The organism is Neobacillus sp. NPDC058068 (assembly GCF_042885335.1).
In the GTDB taxonomy this organism is placed as follows: domain Bacteria; phylum Bacillota; class Bacilli; order Bacillales; family Cytobacillaceae; genus Neobacillus.
Genome location: NZ_JBHVSI010000011.1, coordinates 82,395 through 101,486, shown reverse-complemented (window position 1 = coordinate 101,486; position 19,092 = coordinate 82,395). Strand labels below are relative to the sequence as shown.

Annotated in this window: 23 protein-coding genes and 1 pseudogene; 10 read left to right on the top strand and 14 right to left on the bottom strand. The window is 37.0% G+C overall.

Features of this window, described 5'->3' with window-relative positions; all coding sequences use genetic code 11:
* Positions 1–15 precede the first annotated feature (15 nt).
* From ACFVSW_RS14450 to ACFVSW_RS14405, 10 genes and pseudogenes are all read right to left on the bottom strand, one after another.
* Positions 16–168 carry an NTP transferase domain-containing protein gene (locus ACFVSW_RS14450; protein ID WP_387317189.1) on the bottom strand — a complete coding sequence of 51 codons (153 nt, stop codon included), beginning with the start codon at positions 166–168 and terminating at the stop codon, positions 16–18.
* An 11-nt stretch (positions 169–179) separates the two neighbouring features.
* Positions 180–665, bottom strand: a complete 486-nt coding sequence (locus ACFVSW_RS14445) for a (2Fe-2S)-binding protein (protein ID WP_387317186.1) — start codon at positions 663–665, stop codon at positions 180–182.
* A gap of 52 nt (positions 666–717) precedes the next feature.
* Positions 718–843, bottom strand: a complete 126-nt coding sequence (locus ACFVSW_RS14440) for a hypothetical protein (RefSeq protein WP_387317185.1) — start codon at positions 841–843, stop codon at positions 718–720.
* Between the two features lie 22 nt (positions 844–865).
* Complete coding sequence (locus ACFVSW_RS14435; RefSeq protein WP_387317182.1) at positions 866–1,336, bottom strand: nucleoside deaminase; 471 nt, start codon at positions 1,334–1,336, stop codon at positions 866–868.
* A 463-nt stretch (positions 1,337–1,799) separates the two neighbouring features.
* A complete protein-coding gene (locus ACFVSW_RS14430; protein WP_387317180.1) occupies positions 1,800–2,285 on the bottom strand; it encodes a DUF2690 domain-containing protein in 486 nt (161 codons plus the stop codon).
* Positions 2,286–2,550: 265 nt separating this feature from the next.
* Positions 2,551–2,802, bottom strand: coding sequence for a hypothetical protein (locus ACFVSW_RS14425; protein ID WP_387317178.1), 252 nt, complete (start codon positions 2,800–2,802; stop codon positions 2,551–2,553).
* 528 nt (positions 2,803–3,330) lie between these two features.
* Complete coding sequence (locus ACFVSW_RS14420) at positions 3,331–3,921, bottom strand: hypothetical protein (protein ID WP_387317176.1); 591 nt, start codon at positions 3,919–3,921, stop codon at positions 3,331–3,333.
* Between the two features lie 19 nt (positions 3,922–3,940).
* The gene (locus tag ACFVSW_RS14415) at positions 3,941–4,603 is read right to left on the bottom strand and encodes a DUF3995 domain-containing protein (protein ID WP_387317173.1); all 663 of its coding nucleotides are present in this window, start codon (positions 4,601–4,603) and stop codon (positions 3,941–3,943) included.
* A gap of 99 nt (positions 4,604–4,702) precedes the next feature.
* Positions 4,703–5,677, bottom strand: coding sequence for a HAMP domain-containing sensor histidine kinase (locus tag ACFVSW_RS14410; RefSeq protein ID WP_387317170.1), 975 nt, complete (start codon positions 5,675–5,677; stop codon positions 4,703–4,705).
* Between the two features lie 149 nt (positions 5,678–5,826).
* Positions 5,827–6,282, bottom strand: a pseudogene (locus tag ACFVSW_RS14405) (response regulator transcription factor); the annotation flags it as partial.
* Positions 6,283–6,513: 231 nt separating this feature from the next.
* Between ACFVSW_RS14405 and ACFVSW_RS14400 the strand changes: the two are divergent.
* The 7 genes from ACFVSW_RS14400 to ACFVSW_RS14370 all read left to right on the top strand — a co-directional run bounded on the left by ACFVSW_RS14400 (position 6,514) and on the right by ACFVSW_RS14370 (position 10,802).
* On the top strand, positions 6,514–7,083 hold the full coding sequence (locus ACFVSW_RS14400; RefSeq protein ID WP_387317167.1) for a nucleotidyltransferase domain-containing protein: 570 nt from the start codon (positions 6,514–6,516) through the stop codon (positions 7,081–7,083).
* A gap of 108 nt (positions 7,084–7,191) precedes the next feature.
* On the top strand, positions 7,192–7,416 hold the full coding sequence (locus ACFVSW_RS14395) for a hypothetical protein (protein ID WP_387317166.1): 225 nt from the start codon (positions 7,192–7,194) through the stop codon (positions 7,414–7,416).
* A 119-nt stretch (positions 7,417–7,535) separates the two neighbouring features.
* Positions 7,536–8,075, top strand: a complete 540-nt coding sequence (locus tag ACFVSW_RS14390; RefSeq protein WP_387317163.1) for a GrpB family protein — start codon at positions 7,536–7,538, stop codon at positions 8,073–8,075.
* Positions 8,076–8,145: 70 nt separating this feature from the next.
* Positions 8,146–8,745: a hypothetical protein gene (locus ACFVSW_RS14385; protein WP_387317162.1), complete on the top strand. Its 600-nt coding sequence runs from the start codon at positions 8,146–8,148 to the stop codon at positions 8,743–8,745.
* A 439-nt stretch (positions 8,746–9,184) separates the two neighbouring features.
* Positions 9,185–9,814 carry a HEAT repeat domain-containing protein gene (locus ACFVSW_RS14380; RefSeq protein ID WP_387317159.1) on the top strand — a complete coding sequence of 210 codons (630 nt, stop codon included), beginning with the start codon at positions 9,185–9,187 and terminating at the stop codon, positions 9,812–9,814.
* Between the two features lie 132 nt (positions 9,815–9,946).
* The gene (locus ACFVSW_RS14375) at positions 9,947–10,297 is read left to right on the top strand and encodes a transposase (protein WP_387317157.1); all 351 of its coding nucleotides are present in this window, start codon (positions 9,947–9,949) and stop codon (positions 10,295–10,297) included.
* A 295-nt stretch (positions 10,298–10,592) separates the two neighbouring features.
* Entirely contained in the window at positions 10,593–10,802 is a 210-nt protein-coding gene (locus ACFVSW_RS14370) for a glycine zipper domain-containing protein (protein WP_387317155.1), read from the top strand.
* 1,040 nt (positions 10,803–11,842) lie between these two features.
* On the opposite strand, the gene ACFVSW_RS14365 is transcribed toward ACFVSW_RS14370, so the two are convergent.
* From ACFVSW_RS14365 to ACFVSW_RS14355, 3 genes are all read right to left on the bottom strand, one after another.
* On the bottom strand, positions 11,843–13,636 hold the full coding sequence (locus ACFVSW_RS14365; RefSeq protein ID WP_387317152.1) for a beta/alpha barrel domain-containing protein: 1,794 nt from the start codon (positions 13,634–13,636) through the stop codon (positions 11,843–11,845).
* A gap of 348 nt (positions 13,637–13,984) precedes the next feature.
* Positions 13,985–14,287: a hypothetical protein gene (locus ACFVSW_RS14360; protein ID WP_387317150.1), complete on the bottom strand. Its 303-nt coding sequence runs from the start codon at positions 14,285–14,287 to the stop codon at positions 13,985–13,987.
* Positions 14,288–14,568: 281 nt separating this feature from the next.
* Positions 14,569–14,958 carry a DUF1259 domain-containing protein gene (locus tag ACFVSW_RS14355; protein WP_387317405.1) on the bottom strand — a complete coding sequence of 130 codons (390 nt, stop codon included), beginning with the start codon at positions 14,956–14,958 and terminating at the stop codon, positions 14,569–14,571.
* Positions 14,959–15,216: 258 nt separating this feature from the next.
* On the opposite strand from ACFVSW_RS14355, the gene ACFVSW_RS14350 reads away from it, so the two are divergent.
* Positions 15,217–15,510 (top strand): hypothetical protein, encoded by a 294-nt coding sequence (locus ACFVSW_RS14350; protein WP_387317148.1) that lies wholly within the window; start codon positions 15,217–15,219, stop codon positions 15,508–15,510.
* Positions 15,511–15,727: 217 nt separating this feature from the next.
* Here ACFVSW_RS14350 and ACFVSW_RS14345 read toward each other — a convergent pair whose 3' ends face one another.
* On the bottom strand, positions 15,728–16,135 hold the full coding sequence (locus tag ACFVSW_RS14345; protein WP_387317146.1) for an Lrp/AsnC family transcriptional regulator: 408 nt from the start codon (positions 16,133–16,135) through the stop codon (positions 15,728–15,730).
* Between the two features lie 133 nt (positions 16,136–16,268).
* On the opposite strand from ACFVSW_RS14345, the gene ACFVSW_RS14340 reads away from it, so the two are divergent.
* Together ACFVSW_RS14340 and ACFVSW_RS14335 are read left to right on the top strand one after the other, a co-directional pair.
* On the top strand, positions 16,269–17,030 hold the full coding sequence (locus tag ACFVSW_RS14340; protein WP_387317144.1) for an MBL fold metallo-hydrolase: 762 nt from the start codon (positions 16,269–16,271) through the stop codon (positions 17,028–17,030).
* A 183-nt stretch (positions 17,031–17,213) separates the two neighbouring features.
* Complete coding sequence (locus ACFVSW_RS14335; protein WP_387317402.1) at positions 17,214–18,524, top strand: MFS transporter; 1,311 nt, start codon at positions 17,214–17,216, stop codon at positions 18,522–18,524.
* Positions 18,525–19,092 lie beyond the last annotated feature (568 nt).

Sequence of the window (19,092 nt, the reverse complement as noted above, 5' to 3'; positions counted from 1 at the left end):
CATAAATTGTTCTGCCTAATAGCCAACTACGACAATGATCTCTTCCACGGATGATTTTTCTAGTGTCATTAGCTGGTGCTCAAATAATGTTAGTCCCTTCCAAGGAAGGAGACCTTTTATTTTGCCCATACGGCTTGACTGTCCGGCTGCAAGAAGAATGGCTGTCACACCCATTAACTCTATACTGTTCCTAGCTCTTTAAGATTCTTCTCCGCTGCTGTTTTTACAGCCTGAATGATTTTCGAATATCCAGTACATCGGCAAAGGTTCCCGCCAAGGGCAGTCTTAATTTCATCAACAGAAGGAACATAATCTACATCATTGAGAAAGGCCTTTGCGGATACGATGATACCTGGAGTACAGTAGCCGCATTGAGTTGCGCCTTCTTCAATAAAGGACTCCTGTATATTATCCAGATGAGGAGTTAATCCGACTCCTTCACAAGTAATAACATTTTGATTTTCCACCTGCCCAACAAGAATCAGACACGAACAAACCACCTCATTATTAACAAGGACAGAACATGAGCCGCATTCTCCTTTACCGCAACACTCTTTACTTGCTGTCAAATCCAAATCTTCTCTTAGAACATCCAACAGTGTTTTAGCAGGATGGCAAGTAATAGAGCAGGGAGCACCATTAACAGTAAAATGAATTTTTCTCATAGAACTCCTCCAATGTGCACAAAGATAAATTTTTTCAAATCTGAAATACGCATCAACAATGGCAATGTCTCCAATCACCGTTAAAGGCATCAATAATTTTCCCATTCTTAATAACTGTATCCGCAGCTCCTCTTCCTGATGCAACAGAGAATCTTTTCGTTAATTGATTTCTCCGCATAAACACCATCCCTTATTTCAGATTAGTAATGTTTTTTATCTTTTGATTTTTCCCATGTTTTAAACGGTAATTCATATTGATTTGGAGAAATTTGTTTCATAGTAATATTACGCTGGTCAATTGGAAGAGAAAGCTGTTCATAAATAAACTGATCGTCGAAACCTATTTTCGCTGCATCTTCCTTCGTACATGCATAATAAACAGCTTTTGGTCTCGCCCAATAGATTGCTCCGATACACATCGGACAAGGTTCACAGCTCGTATAGATCTCACAATCGATAAGCTGGAAGTCGTTTAAATATTGGCAAGCTGCCCTTATGGCCTGCATCTCAGCGTGTGCAGTTGGATCATTTGATGCTGTAACTACATTTCGGCCGGTACCAATTATTTTACCGTCTTTAACAACAATGGCTCCAAATGGTCCACCGTGGTTGGACATGACATTTTCTAAAGCCACTTCAATTGCTTTTTCCATAAAAGAGAAACCATTCATACAACCACTCCTCGGTTCATATCATGCATTTATGCTTATAAATACGACTAAATAAATAAAAGTATACACAAAGTAAGTTTCATAGTTTTGCCGTGGAAGCCAAATTAAATGAAATTTTCGTATTTGGCCCAGTACCAGCGTAGCTGGGGTAGATTGAAATATAGTAGGCTTATATGAAGAATTGTTTTATTGAAGCAGATGTTTATTGTGATGAATTAGGACTCACATGGAAATTTCAAGGGGTTTATTTTTGTCGTTTTGGTTGCTGGTTTTCCCCAAAAGTCTTGCGGATTAGAGCAGCTACCCTGTCACTAGGCCAATATGGCCCAATACAAAAATAAGGAGCGCAATTCTTGCTAAAGAAAAGCGCCCGATTATGCAAACAAGACAAAATATATATGGATTATCAGAGTTATAACTTCTAAATCTTATTTGGCTGAAGGACGCAAAATTTCTTCGCAGATTAGTACCAACCAGTCATTCCTGAGGCTATATCCCAATTGATAATCCCTCTAGCTTTAGCTTTATACCCAGCACCATTATACACTTGAGGGGTATAACAGGAGGTTTGACCTTTCATTATCGCCCCGTTACCACCACGATCAGCACAATTATATCTCGTTCTTAAAGTACCATTACTATTGTAACTCCACACCGTTGCAAGCGCATAGTAAGAACCTTTATCGTACGGAGCGGCACGATAAAGCGTTATTTTACCCCAAGATGTTCGACACTTCGCACTCCATTTTAGCTCCACTTTTCCATAAATATTATCGTATCTGTCAGCAATACCACTATAGGATTTGGTGACTGCATCTTTTGCACAACCTGTTGAAACAGGGTTTGAACCATCATAAGATAGGGCAAATGCTTTATTTATTGGTGTAATTGCAAAAAACAGACCAACGACAAGAGTAGCTATCATCATGATATTCAATAGTTTATTCATTATAACAACACTCCTTTTGCTAAACTTTACCATGTGAAAATTTGTTTTACGATGTACTAAGGAACTATTTTACATTTATAAAAACGACCATTTTTTTAGACAGCAACTAAGCAAAAATGCTACTAAAGTATTGATTTTCTGAGGAAAAATTAAAAAAGAAATCAAATGAATATTATATACAAATCTAGTTAACATGTGACGGATCTAGGGAAGGTCTGCCTTTTCTATGAATATTTCCTGTTAGACTAAAAAGCTGCTTTTCATTTTAGTAATTTCCAGTTTTAATATAGGAGACTTGGTCGTTCCATGATTTACCGTTAGGCATTCGATAAATAGTTAGCTGTTCAAATATTCTATAACTTGATCGGTTGCTAAATGTAATCGCATAACCGCCATAATTATTATGTTGATACAGCTTGATCCAAGACCAAGGAGCTACACTTAAAGAAGAAATTCTCTCATTCCCAAAAGATCCCCACCGGACACCTGTAGCGTATGTCCATGTTCCAGAAGCCAAGGTCCGTTCTCTTCCCCAGTAATAAGCATGCTCATAGAAGTAATCTGTTCCCGACATTATACCTACAAAGAGCCAAACCCAGTATTATAAAGGGTTTGGCTCTTTTTCGTTTTTTATCGATTATGCACGATTTTATACATCCTAGTCCATACAAGGGTATTTTTGCATATCCCCCCGAAAAGGTTTATTATGAAAATCCCACCTGAGATGTAAAAGATTCAGGAGGGATTTCGTAATACTCGATTGAGTGATAGCTCTACTGTCTTTAATAGTTTGATCATTATCTACCTATGATTCTCTTACACAATAGCGCCGATTGTGGAAGTTCGTTTTTTGCCTTTTTGAATTACCTACATCTCTCTTCAAATACATGGATGCCTACTCTGACTTCATCTGCAAGGTTACCAATTGAATGATTTCCACGTTATCTTAATTTATTTGACTCTTCACGAAGTATACCTTGGCTGCGGACTACAAAATCAAAAAGAAATTTAATCTCCTGATCATTATATTTTTCGAATAGTTCCCTCATGGATTGGCTAAAGAAGCGAAGAGAGGTAGAATTTCTTTCTCCACTTTTTCAAGATTCACATGAATGATGACCCGTCTGCGGTCGTTTGGATCTTTATCTCTATACACATAACTAGACGGATCAAGGGAAACACGCTGAAAGTGAACGGTAGATGAAGCAAGGAATATTACCGCGATGAGGCTTATCATTCGGGTCCCAAAACCTATCCAGTCAACAATGGGCGGTAAACCAGGAATTCCGAGGACGTCCGCGGTACGAAGCACATCAAAAACAATCCCTGCCGAGGACCAGATAAGTAAGAGGGAGGAGCCCCACGCCAGGATGAGTACCATTAAACGTGGTAAGGGTTGCCGGCGATTCCAACCAATCATCATCAGCACTACGATAACCGCGCTATGTGCGGTAAATGCCGTAACCCCTAAGGGCGCAAATCCCCCAGTATAGTCGGCTTTGTCGAAAGAAAACAACTGGAATGAAACAGATACCAGAGTTAGTGTACACGCCGCCATTGCAGCCAACATTCGAAAAGACGATCCAGTTCCTTTAACCACTTCTTCCCTAATAATATCCCGATTGTTAGAATCCATATTAAGAAATACATCCCCTTTATGAGAGTTTAAAAATCATATAGAATACACAAAACACCGTTAGTAGAAAAACGGAAATGAAATAGATGACCAAGCATCGTCTAAATGAAGAAAGCGAAATACCGGAAGCTTGCGCATAATGGGCAGCTGTTAACCTGGACAAAATGCCCATGATAACAAACCACGGCTCATAAAACAAAAGACTCCATAACGCCAAGCTGTGGACATCAAGTGAAATCCAGCCAGTGAAATGAATGGTAATGACACCTGCTAGAAGAAGGGCTTTTGTAATGATCCCGCTGATTCCATGTGCAATTAAATAAGCAGTGCAGGCAAGGGTAGGGATTAATATGATGAGACGGTGGATGTTTCGTCCTCCAATGAACGGCACCCATACCGGGACGACCCTTCCCCATGGCTTGACAAGAGCAATTAAAATGAACCCACAGGTCATGATTAAGACGCCTGCAAAATAGCTTCCCATGGACACAGCTTTGGGATCCTCAAACTGCCCCGGAAGACCTAAAGTTCCACCGGCAGCTTGATAAAATCGGACAAAAACGGTATACATGACTGCCCATATGCAACCGAGGTAACCTGGCCAGACTGCATTCTTCGTCAATCGTTCAAAGGCATTCAGCCTCTCTGTATGAGCCTCTACATTGATTGTTCTTTCGTTCATTCTTAAACAATCCTCCTTTTTTTAAACCATACAAATATCCCCACTTTCATCCTAATCAGTAAAGGTTAAAATGAGGGTGGGGTTTCGTTTAAATTTTGTTTAATTCTTGTTTTCATGTTCCTTTTTTTCGTACAGATAAATTTGCGTACCCTTTGTTGAACTTGTAATTTTCCAGTCTAGTTGCATTTCCTGAAGCATTAGTGAAACGATGGAAAGGCCGATGCCGGCACCCTTTTTGTCTGCAATTACATCCAGGCCAGGGCCTTTGTCTTCAATTAGAATGGCTGTTTTTCCTTCAAAATCCACGATTCGGACACCGACATACCGCCCAGATTTAGCGTGTCTCAGTACGTTTTGGAAGAGATTATCTATGATGCGCATGAACCAATGGGGATCGATATTCCAGATCATAGCCTTTTCGGGCAGATAAACATCTACTTTAAATCCTTCTTTCTCAAATACTGGATACCAGCCTGCCATTGATTCACGAATGAATCGAATCATATCCGTTTCTTTTCTTTGCAATGTGTATTTTCCTGCTGATATTAGTGTGTAGGAAAGGAGATTTTCAAGCAGATGGCTTAAGAGATCTACCTTGTCTTCAATTACATGAAGCGAATCTTTGCCTTTGGACGACAAAGGCTCTTTTTGTAATGAATAGGCATGTCCACGAATGGCTGTGAGAGGTGTTCGTAAGCCATGGGATATATTGGCGATCAGCTGTTTGCGCAGCGCTTCTTCTTCTTGTTCATGCTGCCTGCTTTTTGTCAGTTCATCGATCATATGATTAAACGCTTTGCCTAATCCACTGATTTCGTCTTTTTTATCGACAACGATTTTTTCGGGAATTCCGTTTTCCGTCGTTTCCGTCATGGCGGTTTGGAGATGAACGAGCCGTTTACGGATCTTGAAGAAAAATATCCACGAGAGAAATAGAAAGAGACCAAATACGAGAAAAGCATATATCACCAATAACTTGTCATCTATAAAGGACATGATCGGAAGTTTTGTATCTGATAGCGATACTTGGAAAACGATAAATCCTTGCCTCCGATCGCCGCCAATAAATGACACAAAATTAAGGGGATCCCCATCGCTATGGTTCATAAACTCAATGCTATTTTCTAAGGTCCGTTGAGTCGGAATATCCTTTTGTTTGGAAAGTACTAGTTTGGTTTTACCTGCTCCATCCACCCAGAACATAGTAGCGAGCGGATATTGTCCGTTAGAACGATTTCATGATTCGATCTTGTATCGACAATGCGGTTTTGATCTAAATAAATGCTAAGATGTGAAAGTTGAATAAGGGGCGGTGAAATCTTGCCAAACCGTCTTAACAGCACTTTCACACGTGCCGCCAACTCATCAGGATGAAATGGTTTCGTCACATAATCATCGGCAAAATGAAGACCTTGCAATTTATCAACAATAGACGTTCTAGCAGAAAGCATCAGAATCTGCGTCACTGGATATTCTTTTTTTAACCGCTGGCCGATAGAGAATCCATCCAATCCAGGAAGCATAATATCAAGGATTACTAAGTCGATATCCTCCATATGATCAAGCGCGCCATCCCCCGAAGTAAGCCAGATTACATCATAGCCCCGCTCACTTAAATCCTCACTAACCCAAGCATCAATTTCCTGATCGTCCTCAATATATAAAAGATGATTTTTCATTTTCCCCCACCCAATGGGGGACAAGGGGACAGGCCCTTGTCCCGAGGCTATTTTGGGTCAAGGAACCTGTCCCTCTGTCACTTTATTATTAGTTGGTTGGAGACATTGCTAACGATTTAATTTAAGATTATTTTAGTAGAATGCAGTGAAAAGGAGAACTGTCTATGTTAGCCGCATTTACATATACAAAAAATGAGAGGTCATAAATTTTTCTTAATCGTGGGGGTTTATATGTCATTTGAACAATGCCAGAGTATTACATCTTTAATGTCAGGATTTAACAAATCATGGTTTATTGCTGGTGGATGGGCCATTGACCTTTTTATTGGTAAAGAAACTAGGGAACACAAAGATTTAGAGATTGCTATATTCCGTAAAGAGCAACAATATTTGAAAGATTACCTTAAAGAATGGGAATTTAAAAAAGTCATAAAAGGGAAATTACATCCTTGGGAAAGTGAGCCTTTAAAGTTACCAATTCATGAAATACACGCTTCGAATAGGTTAAATGGAAATAAAATTGAAATACTTCTAAACGAAACAGAAGATAATAATTGGCAATTCAGAAGAGATTTTAGGATTTTCTGCCCAATTAATTCAGTTTGGAGTAATTCTGAAATAGGTATTCCTTATCTAAATCCTGAAATTGTACTTTTATATAAGGCGAAGAATACAAGAGAAAAAGACCATCAAGATTTTATGAAAATAAAGGACTATCTCGATAATAAAAAGAAACAATGGCTTCGAAATGCCTTAGAATTGCACGAACCAGAACATAAGTGGCTTCAATTTTTGTTCTAATTTTTGTCAACAAGCGGGTGCATTATTGGGACAGCGGAAATAAGAAAATCAGTATTATGATATGTAAAGGAATTGCTAACCAATTGTTTGAAAGTAGTTGAATATTTTATGGAATGGATTAAAACTTTTGGATTAATTATTTCTGTTATTTGTTTAGTGGCAGGACCTGTGCAGTTATATCGTTTTAAAAAAGAAGTTCAAAATCTTGATGAAGATCAGGTTATTACAGAAAAATTGGCGAAAAAGTGGGTTAAGCGTTTGTATTGGGTGATCTTTTGGATTATCTTAGGAGTAATTACTAGTATTGCAGCAACAATACTGAACTATCTGTAAGCAATATTTTGACCTTTTAAAGTACCATAAAAAAATCGGTTGTTGTATGGTTCGATTTTGGCAGGCTGATTAGCGAAGGAATTTCTCCCAATATAATGGTTATAGGAAGGTGAATCGTAATGGTTAATCGTGCAATGAATATTATTGTTACAGACTATGATGAAAACTGGATTCAATTTTTCAGAACTGAAGCAAGAGAAATTCGTGAAATTTTTAAAGATGAAATCGTTGAAATTCATCATATTGGCAGTACTGCCGTTCCAGGTTTAAAAGCTAAACCAATCATTGACATGATGCCAATAGTTAAAAATATCGAAAGTGTTGATAGGTTTAATGAAAAGATGATTGAAATAGGTTATGAGCCTCTTGGGGAATTAGGGATTAAAGGAAGAAGGTATTTCCGTAAAGGTGGAGAAAATAGGACACACCAAATACATATTTTTCAATTTGATAATGGCATTGAAATTGAAAGACATTTAGCTGTTCGTGATTATCTGATATTACATAAAAAAGACGCAATTGAATATGGAAAGTTAAAGGAACTACTTGCTAATGAGTTCCCTAAAGATATTGAGGGATATAGCAGTGGTAAGGATGATTTTGTTAATAACTTAGAACGAAGAGCAATTGAGTGGCGACGTTCTTTTCCACTCTACTAACGGGAGGTTAGTTAAATAAGAATGGGAAATCTTCATATAAAATAGAGAAACTTTTTGGGGGAGGATTTTTATGATTTGGTTTTTGCTAATCGTTTTTATATTTGCTTTATTAATGGGGGTTTTCCAGGTTCCGATATGGATCATGTACAGCAGCGTTATGGCTGTCATACTTGTGTTTTTCCTGATTCGAAACCCGCTTTTATTCGGAAGAGACACCAAAAAAATGATGACTTTTTTAAAGAAATCGAAAAAACCGTATTTGCAATTTCTTTATCACTTTCTTAATTATGATTTGTCAGAAGCTGAAAAAGCAATGGGGAAAATCCGTTTCGGAAAATTAAAAAAGATCGCTGAAATGATGCTGCTTTTGGAGCAAAAACAATTTGGGAAAGCGAAAGAACTGCTAAGGCAAATAGGCGAAAATAATGCAAAGTGGTATGCCTTGGCGTATATCGCAATGAGTGAAGGCGACGCAGAAGCACTCAAACAGCATAAGGAGAAGATTAAAGATATCTACCTTTTAAAAACGCTAGAAGTTGATCAAGCCGTTTATGACGGCAAAAGGGAAGAGGCGGTCGTGATGCTCGAAGCCATGATTCCTAAGCTAAAAGGCTTTAAATTATTGTCAGCCGTCCAGTTTCTCAAGCAAATTCAGGAGGGAAGGATCTAATCCAAGCCAGAGTATAAAAGAAGGACTTATAGAAGAAAGAAAAAAATAAGCCAACATGGTTGTGGGGCTTATTTTTTTCAAGTGTTTTAGCTACCTTTTAATATCCAAAAGTTGATGTTCTAGTATGTCCATGTTTTGCCAGAAACATGGACCAATATCTAAATAGTGGAGGGATGCGTTCAATATAATGAAAACATTATTTTGCAAAGCTACTACTCCGCATCAACTTGACAGAAATGGTGGGCATAAATGTTTTTGCAGCATGTTTAATATTCTTAATGAGATATCTCTCAAAGAAAACCCGTACAAATACTAATATTTATACAGGTTTTTGGAGCATTGCTTATTGGACTAACGGTCAGTTTAGTTCAAGAAGGATTCTTCATTTTAACTGCCGAATTGTTATAAGAATCAAAAGTATGAGAAGTAGGAGGTCCCGATGCATAGAGAAACTTGCGATGAATTTATGGATCTATTGGAGAAAGAGTTATCAGATGCAGGTGTACCTATCAAAAATGGATTAGATGGCACACCTATGAATCCAACCAGTGTACTAGTCAACTGTGGAATTTCTGTAAAACCATTTGTGAATATCATATTAAAATATGCACCTAAATTAGACATTCGTAAGAAAACTTGGATAGCACGCTGTTTATCGGAGAAAGGAAATAAACAGGCTGTACCTTTTCTTTTGTCAATCTTCAATGATTACAATCGAGAAAAAATAGATTTATGGGCAGTCGGAAATGCTTTGTACATTATAGACGACAAAGCATCGTACCCAGCAATAATAGAAATTTGTAAAAACTCTAAGTTTGGCTCATCAAGACAAATGTTAATGGGTACATTGGCAAGAGCCAAAAGTCCAGAGGCTTATAAGGTATTAATTGATTGTCTTGAAGATATTACAGTACGTGGACACGCCATCGAAGGGTTAGGGAGATTTGGAAGTGCGGATGCAATACCAGTTTTAGAAAAACTAAATGTTGAAAAAGGGTTTTATGAATATAAAGCAAGGGAAACAGCCCTTAAAAAGTTAAAAAAGAAGCTAGAAAAATCAACATCTTAAAGGGGCTTTAATTCAATAACGAGTAAAGCTTTTTCCTTATTAAAGTAAAGGGGCAGTTTAAGAAGAATAACCTTAAATGAGCTATAATTTGGATAAATAAAGGAATTCTATATCCAGAAATGAGGGGTTTCAATGAATGAAGATTTTGTTAAATCTCTTTACAAGTCAATAGTTCAAGAAAACCTTGAGCTTTACAAAAGCTTATACGAAACAACGAATGTCATTAATAACACTGATGATTACTGGACAAAAGCTCTAGGTTTATACAATAGTTTAGAAGAAGAAAATAAAGACGTTCTTTTCAAAATTATTGAACAAACAATGAATGATACGATTTCAAATATGCTTGGGATAATTGACGGGAGTTCGACGCTATTAGACTGTCCAATTGAACCAAAATTGCTTCTTGACTCTATTGATACTGAGGGCGAGCTTCAGGATTGCTTCCTAGAGTATATAGAAAAGAAAGATTTAAATAAGTAATCTAAGTATATAACATTGATTATCGAAAAAAAGCGGACGAATAGCTAAGTTAAAGGTCTACTGTTATTTCATTAAGAAAGTTTGTGAAGGATTGTACTTAAACTAAAGGGTGCAATAGTTTAAGATTTACCTGTCATTATGGCAGCTTTTTTTATTGTACAACGTGAAGGAAAGTGAAAATAGCAAAGTTTTATGGACAGATTTTAAATTAGAGTAAATCTGTCCTTATAGGGAAAAATATGTAACGGTATTGTGCTGGCAAGCACTTGCCTATTCTAAATAAGGAGTGAGATGAGTGGCTGATAAAAACGAACGTAACCGTGTCGATAATGATGCTGGCGAAGCGGTAGGAACTGGTGTCGGTGCTGCCGCTGGAGCTGCTTTGGGTTCTGTTCTTGGTCCACTTGGTACCGTTGCAGGAGCTGTTGCAGGAGGAGCGATGGGTAACAAAGTCGGCGAAGGTGCCAATGAGGCTAATGACAGTGTTGCGAACCGAGAAGATTAGACTTTAACCAAAGTGGCACTGAATGAATTGGATTCCCAAAAAGGGAGTCCTTTTTTTATTAAGCTAATTCATCTTTTTTAGGTAAATTCCCAGTAAGATTGTGAATCAATTCACTTAAAGTAACGGGGGCGATTCTTCAAAATCGAGGGATCATTTTTTCTTATTCAAGTAACGGGCAGGTTAGCGGAAGAAGGAAATAGAAAATAAAAGTAGAATTTATTTAAAGGATTGAAATTGTTATTGCGAGTCAGAATAGTTAAACAACGATTAATTAATTGGGAGTTAGAACATGAAAAATAAAAAAAGAAATAGAGACGGCTTTTTTAAAGATACCCTAATTGAGTTTATATTTGAAGTGGTTTGGAACATCTTAATGTTTATACCAAGAATGATAATTCGCTTAATAGGGAACATTTGGTGAAGTAGTTAGTCAAAAAAGAGCTAACCAGGGCGATTGCAAATAAGAGCTGTCGTTTTTTTATAAACAAGACAGCATTCCTGTAATAAATGAACTGTAAAAAGGATAAGTTTGTGAATAAACGCACTTAAACTAAAAGGGTGCTTTAACACAATAAGGAATAAAATTTAATAGACCCAAAATAAGCAAGTATTTATGCACTAATTGCTTATTTTGGGCTTTCTTACATTTGGAAAAGTACTGCCCCGAGACAGTATTTTGTAACAGCCAGTCATTGTGACTGCTGGATTCCTGGCTTAGGAAACATGCCTGAAGAGGCTCCTGTCAAGTTGCCATCTAATTTCTTGAGACTGCAAAACTATGTTTTTCTGTGCTATTTAAAGGACGGAGGAGCATCATGAAATTCGATTATTTATATCCAAAAACGTGTACTGAATTGCCTAATTTGGACAACTTAAATATCAACGCTATTTTTTGAATTAAAATACTGAAAAACTGGACATTCTAGCCTGTCAAAAAATTACTCCAAAATGATATGAAAACAGCAATTGGACATTTATGTCGACAAAAGTGGGACAACTTGTATCGTCAGATTTGGGACAGAATAGCTTAGTAGTAACATTCAATTTCTTTTTAATAAAAATGGTGCAGTGCAAATTACTCCTGTCATGTATAGAACTACTGCAATATAAGCAGGTAATAGGTGAACAAAATCAGTATAGCCAATAATAAAATGTGTGATAATCCCGGATAAAAATGCTGGAACGGCACCGATTGTGAAGGTCCACCAGACCCAGCCTTCTCCTTCGCGAATTCCCCATAAGGCAAGCATCAATACGAGTAGGCCCACACTTAGCAGGGCACTGCCAAACCCGGCACGATCATGTGCTATCACAGGGATTAATCGTTCATTAAATTCATTCAGCGCTTCCGGAGTAAGACATAAATAAGAAAGATCAGTTGGAACAAATATAGTTGATGCTCCAACGACTGATATGACGATTCCGCCAATCGTTAATGCAAACCCTAAAAGGACAAACGATAATTGACCAATTAAGCTCAACTTCCAGTATTTATGATTAAAAAGATTGATGCTTGATGGCGCTGCTTTCGAATTCTTGGATTTCGTATATCCAAAGATAAATAACGGTAATAAAATGAGCCAAAATAATCCATGGAGCCAATCGAAATAACCATAACCGATAAATAACAAAATTCCAAGGAAACCAATCATCCCTGCGATATTGACTGCTTTTCTTGCCCAATGAAGGCCATACCTGATTCCGTGCCTCGAAAGCTGCAGATAGATGATTCCGCCTGAAATCATTGTCCCTGAAAGAGTCATCCGGTCATGTGCCATAAAGTATAAAATGGCAGGGTTGAAATCTACGATATCCTTCCTCATTATGCCTAAAAAGAATTCATCATATGGCAGGATAATGGCGGTCATACTAAAAAACAGTGCAATGAATCCAGCAACTGTTATGGCCGAACCAAACAACCAATACCAAAGCCATCCTTTAGCAATTACGGATTCCTTCGGGAGCCTGTTGCTGTTTGCCTCATTAATCCGCTTCGGCAGACCAGGTCCAGCAAATACATATTCAAAGCCTAGCATGACAAGTGAAGCTCCATTTTCTAATAATTTAATAGCATCTACTGGCTCTTTAACCCCACCTGAAGTGATAATAGGTACATTATTAAATGAGTTTCTTAAGGCTAAAAGCGTTTCGGTCATCCTATCAGGCGAATGACATCCTTCAAGAAGTAATCCACTTGGATCATAGTTTTTCAGCTTATCAATATTAGCTGTATTTTCTGTTGAAAAAGCAAATATAACGGGCTTACTTAATTTTTCTTGAAATTGGTTATATTGATCAGCTGAATCAAACGCATTGCTGTTCAGTATAAATCCATCACTAAGAGGAAGGAGTTCTTCACAAATTTCGGTTATTTCCTGAAAAGTCCCTTCAACCCTGATAAAAAAAGGGACCTTCTTTTTTTTAAGAGAGTGTAGTTGTTCCTTAACCGTAGAAAGCATTATGGAGAAGCCGGTAAGTCCCAATATCTGTTCGTTTTGATAATCAACAAGAAGTTCTTCCTTCTTTTCTGTACCGCGAATGGATACTGGACCAATCTCAATGAAGCCAAAACCAAGATTTTGAAAAGCTTTCAGTCCAGATAATTGGGGATCGATTTGACCACTTAGTCCAACAGGAGAGGTAAACTGAACACCGAATAATGATTTCTCCAGTTTATTAGAAGGTGCCATATGGCCAAGAAACTCTATACATGCTTCCCCTATTGCCGAAGAAGATAACATGCTTATCCCGCGATGAATAAACTCCCGACTAAAGGTGGGCGGCAGTTCATGAAGAATCGGTTTAAAAATGGTATGATACGACCAATCTGGCAAGGCTGATCTCCCTCCTTTCTTAATAAAATTTACACATAGAAAAACAATGACATGTGTTGTTTGATAAAAAAGTCCTTTACTACATCAGCTGTAAAACCCAACTACATTAACACCCATGAATTAACCTATAGAATAAAAGTTGTTTGCTCATTGTAATAATCGTAAAAAAACAGATTAGCCACATAATAAAAAAGTCGTTTACTATGTTTTGGAATATAAATCTTGTTCAACTAAATCCGTTACTTGAATATGAAAATGGCATTACCTCATAATTGAAGTAATGCCTAAACGAGGAGAAAAACGCTAATTATGGAATCCTGAACTTTAAGTAAAGCACTTGTTATTTTATCAGGTATTGATTATCAACCCCATATAAATAATAAAAGTTATTGGGGTTGTTAAAAGAAAAATATTTTTAAGTTTATGACGTTCTCTTTCATCTTTTGATGAAATAAAAATGTATCTTCTAACACCAAGACCTAATAACCCAATTCCAATGATAGTTGATAATAATATAATGAAAAAGTTCGAATTTGGAAATGATTCTGCTGTTACAGCGATTTCCCTCAAAGTTCTAAATGAAAAATTAAAGATAAAAAATAACATAAAATTGTAAATAAAAATTACAATCCAGTTGTTTTTACGGCTCATAATAAATCCCCACCTTGTCAAAATTTAATCTTAATTTTATACTCCAGTTGTGATCATAAAGAATTGCCCACTACGTTAACAGAAGTACTTTTATCATTTATTTTAAAACCACCATATTTTCCCTATGTAAACTTAATTCCACAATATCTATAAAAACTCCTTCTTCCATTATCCTGCCCGTTAGTGAAAAAACGTTCCTGCTTAGTGCAGGAACGCCCTCGGTAGCTCAATAAGAAAAAAGAGCTGCAAATCAATTCATCGATCTTCAATACTTGTGAGGGTTAGCTTCTTAACGCTCTTCTGACCTTCCTTGCAAAATCTAATGGATCATCAACAGCTTCGATATTAACGTAAATCAATTTTGGATCATCAAAAAGCCACTCATTGTGTATGGACGAAACTATAATTCCTTGATTAAGAATTGAAGCAACAAAATTCTCGACTTCTTTTTGCAACAGTGCTACCCTACCTAGGCACAATGCTCGTCCAGTCTGATTATCTCTTGATTCAAACGAGAAAGAAGAGGTTACTCTGAAACGTTTTCCTAAAATCATTGCTTTTATTTCATTTCGATTTATGGTTGCCACGCATTTTCCACCCGCAAATCCCTCTTGCCCGCCGATAATTCTAGCAAACTCTTGACAAATTAATGCATCATTAGACACAACTATTCATCTCCTCCCTACTATTACTAGGATATGAATAAATGAATAGGTCTGAAACGGACATGCATCTATTTTTGAAATAAAAAATACAATTTTAAACTAACGCCCCCTTTAGTTGAACAAGAAAAAATGGCTGCCGATAAGACAACTATATCTTGAACCAACATATAGTGAGTAAAACTACTTCAGCTGGGTAGTATATGTTTGGGATGGTGTGCTTTCATCATCAGCATATTCCCCATTAATAAACAAGGAAGTGAATAGATGAATCAGAGTAACGAACGCAATAACTTTGGTGGAAATGTAGAAGAAAGTGGCAACAATCAAGCTGGTAGTAATGCTAATCAAGATGCGAGTGACTTTGGTGAAGCAGCAGGAACTTTTAATGGCGCCGTTGCGGGTGCTATGATAGGTGCTCCATTTGGACTAATTGGTACTGTAATAGGCGGTGTTTCAGGCGGTGCTATTGGTAACCAGATCGTAGAGGGGGCTGAAGTCGATGACAAAACAGCTTCCAAAAACCGTGATGAGAGCAAAAATAACTCTATAAATAGGTAGCATGCACTTTACAAAAATGTATTTGTGTTAATCTCACCAAAAAAAGACCGTCAAAAAGACAGTCTTTTTTTTCACTAAAGCACCCGGTAGTTTAAGTACAGTCCTTCACAAACTAACTTTTGAATAAGAAAAAGAGGTGCCGCAGCTACCTTCGTTGTTCTATTCAAGCCCCTATAGTTTATGCGATTATTCACAAGTATCCATTTTTATTCATGCTCTATTTACTTATAACGATCGATAATTTATAGTTTGCATACTTGTTTAGCTCTAATAAAAATTGATTTAAAGCTTCATTACTTGGAAACCTGCACTCCAAAAGATAACAGCTATCTCCACTGATTTTATAATTATTGATGACATACCCCTCCTTTGTTTGAATAAATGAGAGATAAGGTTGATGGTGTGTACCATCTATATAGATATTGATAAAGGCATACGTAAAGCACCCTAATTTTGCTTGATTTACTTTAATGCTATACCCCTCAATAACTCCATTGTCCTCTAATTTCTCCACTCTAGCTGCAGCTGCTGGTCCTGTTAAGTGAACTCTCTCCCCTAGTTCTTTCATCGTAATCCGGCTATTGCTACATAACTCCTCTATAATTCGCTTATCTGTTTGATCCATCTAAATGTCAACTCCTTTCAAAAATAAAGTCAAACGCCTAAAACACTTTATTTTATCTGTGTCTTTGAATGATGCTCATATTATACACTTAACACTGTTAGGAAACACACATAAAAGAAAGGGAGTTGTAAAGATGAAGATTACACAAATTCGAAATGCAACGATAGTTGTAGAATATGCAAATAAAAAGTTTTTAATTGATCCTATGTTAGCAGAGAAAGGTACGTACCCATCTTTCCCTGGTACGATTAGGCAAGATCAAAACAATCCTTCTGTGAGTTTACCAACCTCTGTTGACGATATTATTAGTGGAGTTGATGCGGTCATTGTGACTCACTTACATTTAGATCATTTTGACGAGGCAGCGCAAAGACTATTACCAAAAAATATTAAAATGTTCGTTCAAAATGAAGATGCAAAGGAAGTCCAAAATACCGGGTTCCAAAATGTAGAGGTATTAACAAAGGACACTGTCTTTGAAGGCATCCAATTAGTTAAAACAAGAGGCGAGCATGGAAGAGGAGAAGAATTATTAAAGCTTATGGGGGAAGTATGTGGCGTTGTCTTTAAACATCCAAGTGAAAAAATATTATACGTAGCTGGTGATACAGTCTGGTATGAAGGTGTACAGGAAGAATTAGATACCCATAAACCAGATATTATTGTCGTCAATGGCGGAGATAATCAATTTATAGAATATGGTTCTCTCATTATGGGGAAAAAAGACATCTATGAAGTACACAAGGCGGCTCCTAATGCTAAGGTTATTTCTGTTCATATGGAAGCTGTTAACCATTGGACACTATCTAGAGAAGAATTAAAAAACTTTAGTAAAGAAAAAGGATTCTCAATTAATATTTTAGTACCAGAAGATGGTGAATCCTATACATTTTAATATGAAAATCGACAAATAGTGTCACGTTCTTATATATAAATAAGAAAATAGAAGAAGCTCATAATTATCGAAAATTTTATTATGAGCTTCTTCTAATGACGATATAAATGAAATGTTCCAAGGATGACAAAACAAACATGAAAAGCTACAAGGATATTTCGTTAGGAGGTAGAGTTCATGACAATGACAATGACAACAAAAGATACAAATACTTCAACACGGCAGCCTATATGGTTGCAAGAATATATTGATTCACCAGAAAGACATAAACAGCTTTATAAAAAAACATTAAGAATTTTGATTCTTTCACAAATCTTTGGGGGAGCAGGACTTGGTGCTGGGATAACAGTTGGGGCGCTTCTTGCACAAGAAATGTTAGGTTCAGAAAATGCAGCAGGGGTTCCAATTGCCCTCTTTACTTTCGGATCTGCCGTAGCTGCCCTACTTATAGGAGCATCCTCACAACGTTTTGGTCGTAGAGCTGGACTTGCAGGTGGTTTCCTTATAGGTGGATTAGGTGCAATAGGTGTTGTAACTGCGGCTTTAATCAACAGCATTGCCCTTTTATTTGTTGCCCTTCTTATTTATGGAGCAGGTATGGCTTCTAATCTTCAAGCTCGGTATGCAGGGACAGACCTTGCAAATGAGAAACAACGAGCGACTGCTGCAAGTATGGCATTGGTTTCTACTGCTTTAGGAGCTGTAGTAGGTCCTAACTTAGTTAATCCAATGGGAGAATTTGCAGAATCAATTGGTGTTCCAAATTTAGCTGGTCCGTTTATCATGTCAGGAGCAGCTTTTATTATTGCCGGATTAATTCTCTTAATTTTTCTTCGTCCAGATCCGTTGTTTGTATCTACAGCAATTGCGAATGCTGAGAAAAAAGACGATAAAGTTCAGACAGGAGGAAGTCTAAAAAATCCAACCATAAACAAAAAAGGAATTATGGTTGGTGCTGTAATAATGATTTTAGCTCAACTGATCATGACAGCTATTATGACAATGACACCAGTTCACATGGGACATCACGGTCATGGTTTGAGCGAAGTGGGATTAGTTATAGGGTTCCATATATCAGCGATGTATCTTCCTTCACCATTGACTGGTTTATTAGTAGATAAGTTTGGTCGCACTACAATGGCTATTGCTTCAGCTTCTACACTCCTTGCCGCTGGAATGGTGGCAGCTTTTGCACCGGCAGACTCATTATTATTGCTAATCCTAGCACTAGTATTACTGGGTGTAGGTTGGAACTTTGGTTTACTTACGGGAACTGCTCTCATTATAGATTCAACACATCCATCTGTACGTGCAAAAACACAAGGAACATTCGATGTCTTTGTAGCACTATCAGGAGCAGCAGGTGGAGCCTTATCAGGAATGGTTGTCGCACATTCTAGCTATACAATACTATCCATTTCTGGAGCCGTTTTATCATTGTTACTTATTCCTGTAGTTGTTTGGTTTTTTAAAGGGAAACAAGTGAAAAGCTAAAGCTATATATAGCTTTCCTATACATTTGAAGAGCCTAAGCAGATATTACTTGGGGATGTCTTTGGTGTTATTTAACTTCCATTCGTAATGCTTTTAGTATGGGTAAGTTTATAATTTGGGATATATTTACACTCTCTAAATCTACAAACTTTAATTAAAATCCTTTCAAAAAACGATAATTTTTGAAAGGGTTTTTAACTAGTTTCTCCAAAGTATTGAAAATTCTCCGTTAGTACCTTTTGAACTAATCTGTCCCGTTCGTGGAACAATCAAAAATCCTACATTTCAACACTGGATTTTGGATTTTTCATCAAACATTTTTTATAAATGTGATGACTTTATTTCAAATCCACAGTGCTTTACAATCTGTTCCGTTTGTTGAGGGCAAGTAAAAACAACACTCTTAAACTAACCTGCCCGATAGTTTAAGTGTAATCCTTCACAATCTCTTCTACGCATTAATATAACTACAATCCCTAATAATTGTTGTTCCAGAATCCAGTACAATACAAAAAGACGCCTTCTTATTCAAGAAAAGCGCCCGATTGTGGAAGATCTTAATTTATAA

Excerpts from the sequence above, each read along its gene's own strand:
- ACFVSW_RS14340 (WP_387317144.1), top strand. The coding sequence starts at position 16,269 with ATGAAGATTACACAAATTCGAAATGCAACGATAGTTGTAGAATATGCA.
- ACFVSW_RS14390 (WP_387317163.1), top strand. The coding sequence starts at position 7,536 with ATGGTTAATCGTGCAATGAATATTATTGTTACAGACTATGATGAAAAC.
- ACFVSW_RS14345 (WP_387317146.1), bottom strand. The coding sequence starts at position 16,135 with ATGGATCAAACAGATAAGCGAATTATAGAGGAGTTATGTAGCAATAGC.
- ACFVSW_RS14385 (WP_387317162.1), top strand. The coding sequence starts at position 8,146 with ATGATTTGGTTTTTGCTAATCGTTTTTATATTTGCTTTATTAATGGGG.
- ACFVSW_RS14375 (WP_387317157.1), top strand. The coding sequence starts at position 9,947 with ATGAATGAAGATTTTGTTAAATCTCTTTACAAGTCAATAGTTCAAGAA.
- ACFVSW_RS14440 (WP_387317185.1), bottom strand. The coding sequence starts at position 843 with ATGCGGAGAAATCAATTAACGAAAAGATTCTCTGTTGCATCAGGAAGA.
- ACFVSW_RS14415 (WP_387317173.1), bottom strand. The coding sequence starts at position 4,603 with ATGAACGAAAGAACAATCAATGTAGAGGCTCATACAGAGAGGCTGAAT.
- ACFVSW_RS14380 (WP_387317159.1), top strand. The coding sequence starts at position 9,185 with ATGCATAGAGAAACTTGCGATGAATTTATGGATCTATTGGAGAAAGAG.
- ACFVSW_RS14360 (WP_387317150.1), bottom strand. The coding sequence starts at position 14,287 with ATGAGCCGTAAAAACAACTGGATTGTAATTTTTATTTACAATTTTATG.
- ACFVSW_RS14430 (WP_387317180.1), bottom strand. The coding sequence starts at position 2,285 with ATGAATAAACTATTGAATATCATGATGATAGCTACTCTTGTCGTTGGT.
- ACFVSW_RS14335 (WP_387317402.1), top strand. The coding sequence starts at position 17,214 with ATGACAATGACAACAAAAGATACAAATACTTCAACACGGCAGCCTATA.
- ACFVSW_RS14395 (WP_387317166.1), top strand. The coding sequence starts at position 7,192 with ATGGAATGGATTAAAACTTTTGGATTAATTATTTCTGTTATTTGTTTA.
- ACFVSW_RS14445 (WP_387317186.1), bottom strand. The coding sequence starts at position 665 with ATGAGAAAAATTCATTTTACTGTTAATGGTGCTCCCTGCTCTATTACT.
- ACFVSW_RS14435 (WP_387317182.1), bottom strand. The coding sequence starts at position 1,336 with ATGAATGGTTTCTCTTTTATGGAAAAAGCAATTGAAGTGGCTTTAGAA.
- ACFVSW_RS14350 (WP_387317148.1), top strand. The coding sequence starts at position 15,217 with ATGAATCAGAGTAACGAACGCAATAACTTTGGTGGAAATGTAGAAGAA.
- ACFVSW_RS14420 (WP_387317176.1), bottom strand. The coding sequence starts at position 3,921 with ATGGATTCTAACAATCGGGATATTATTAGGGAAGAAGTGGTTAAAGGA.
- ACFVSW_RS14400 (WP_387317167.1), top strand. The coding sequence starts at position 6,514 with ATGTCATTTGAACAATGCCAGAGTATTACATCTTTAATGTCAGGATTT.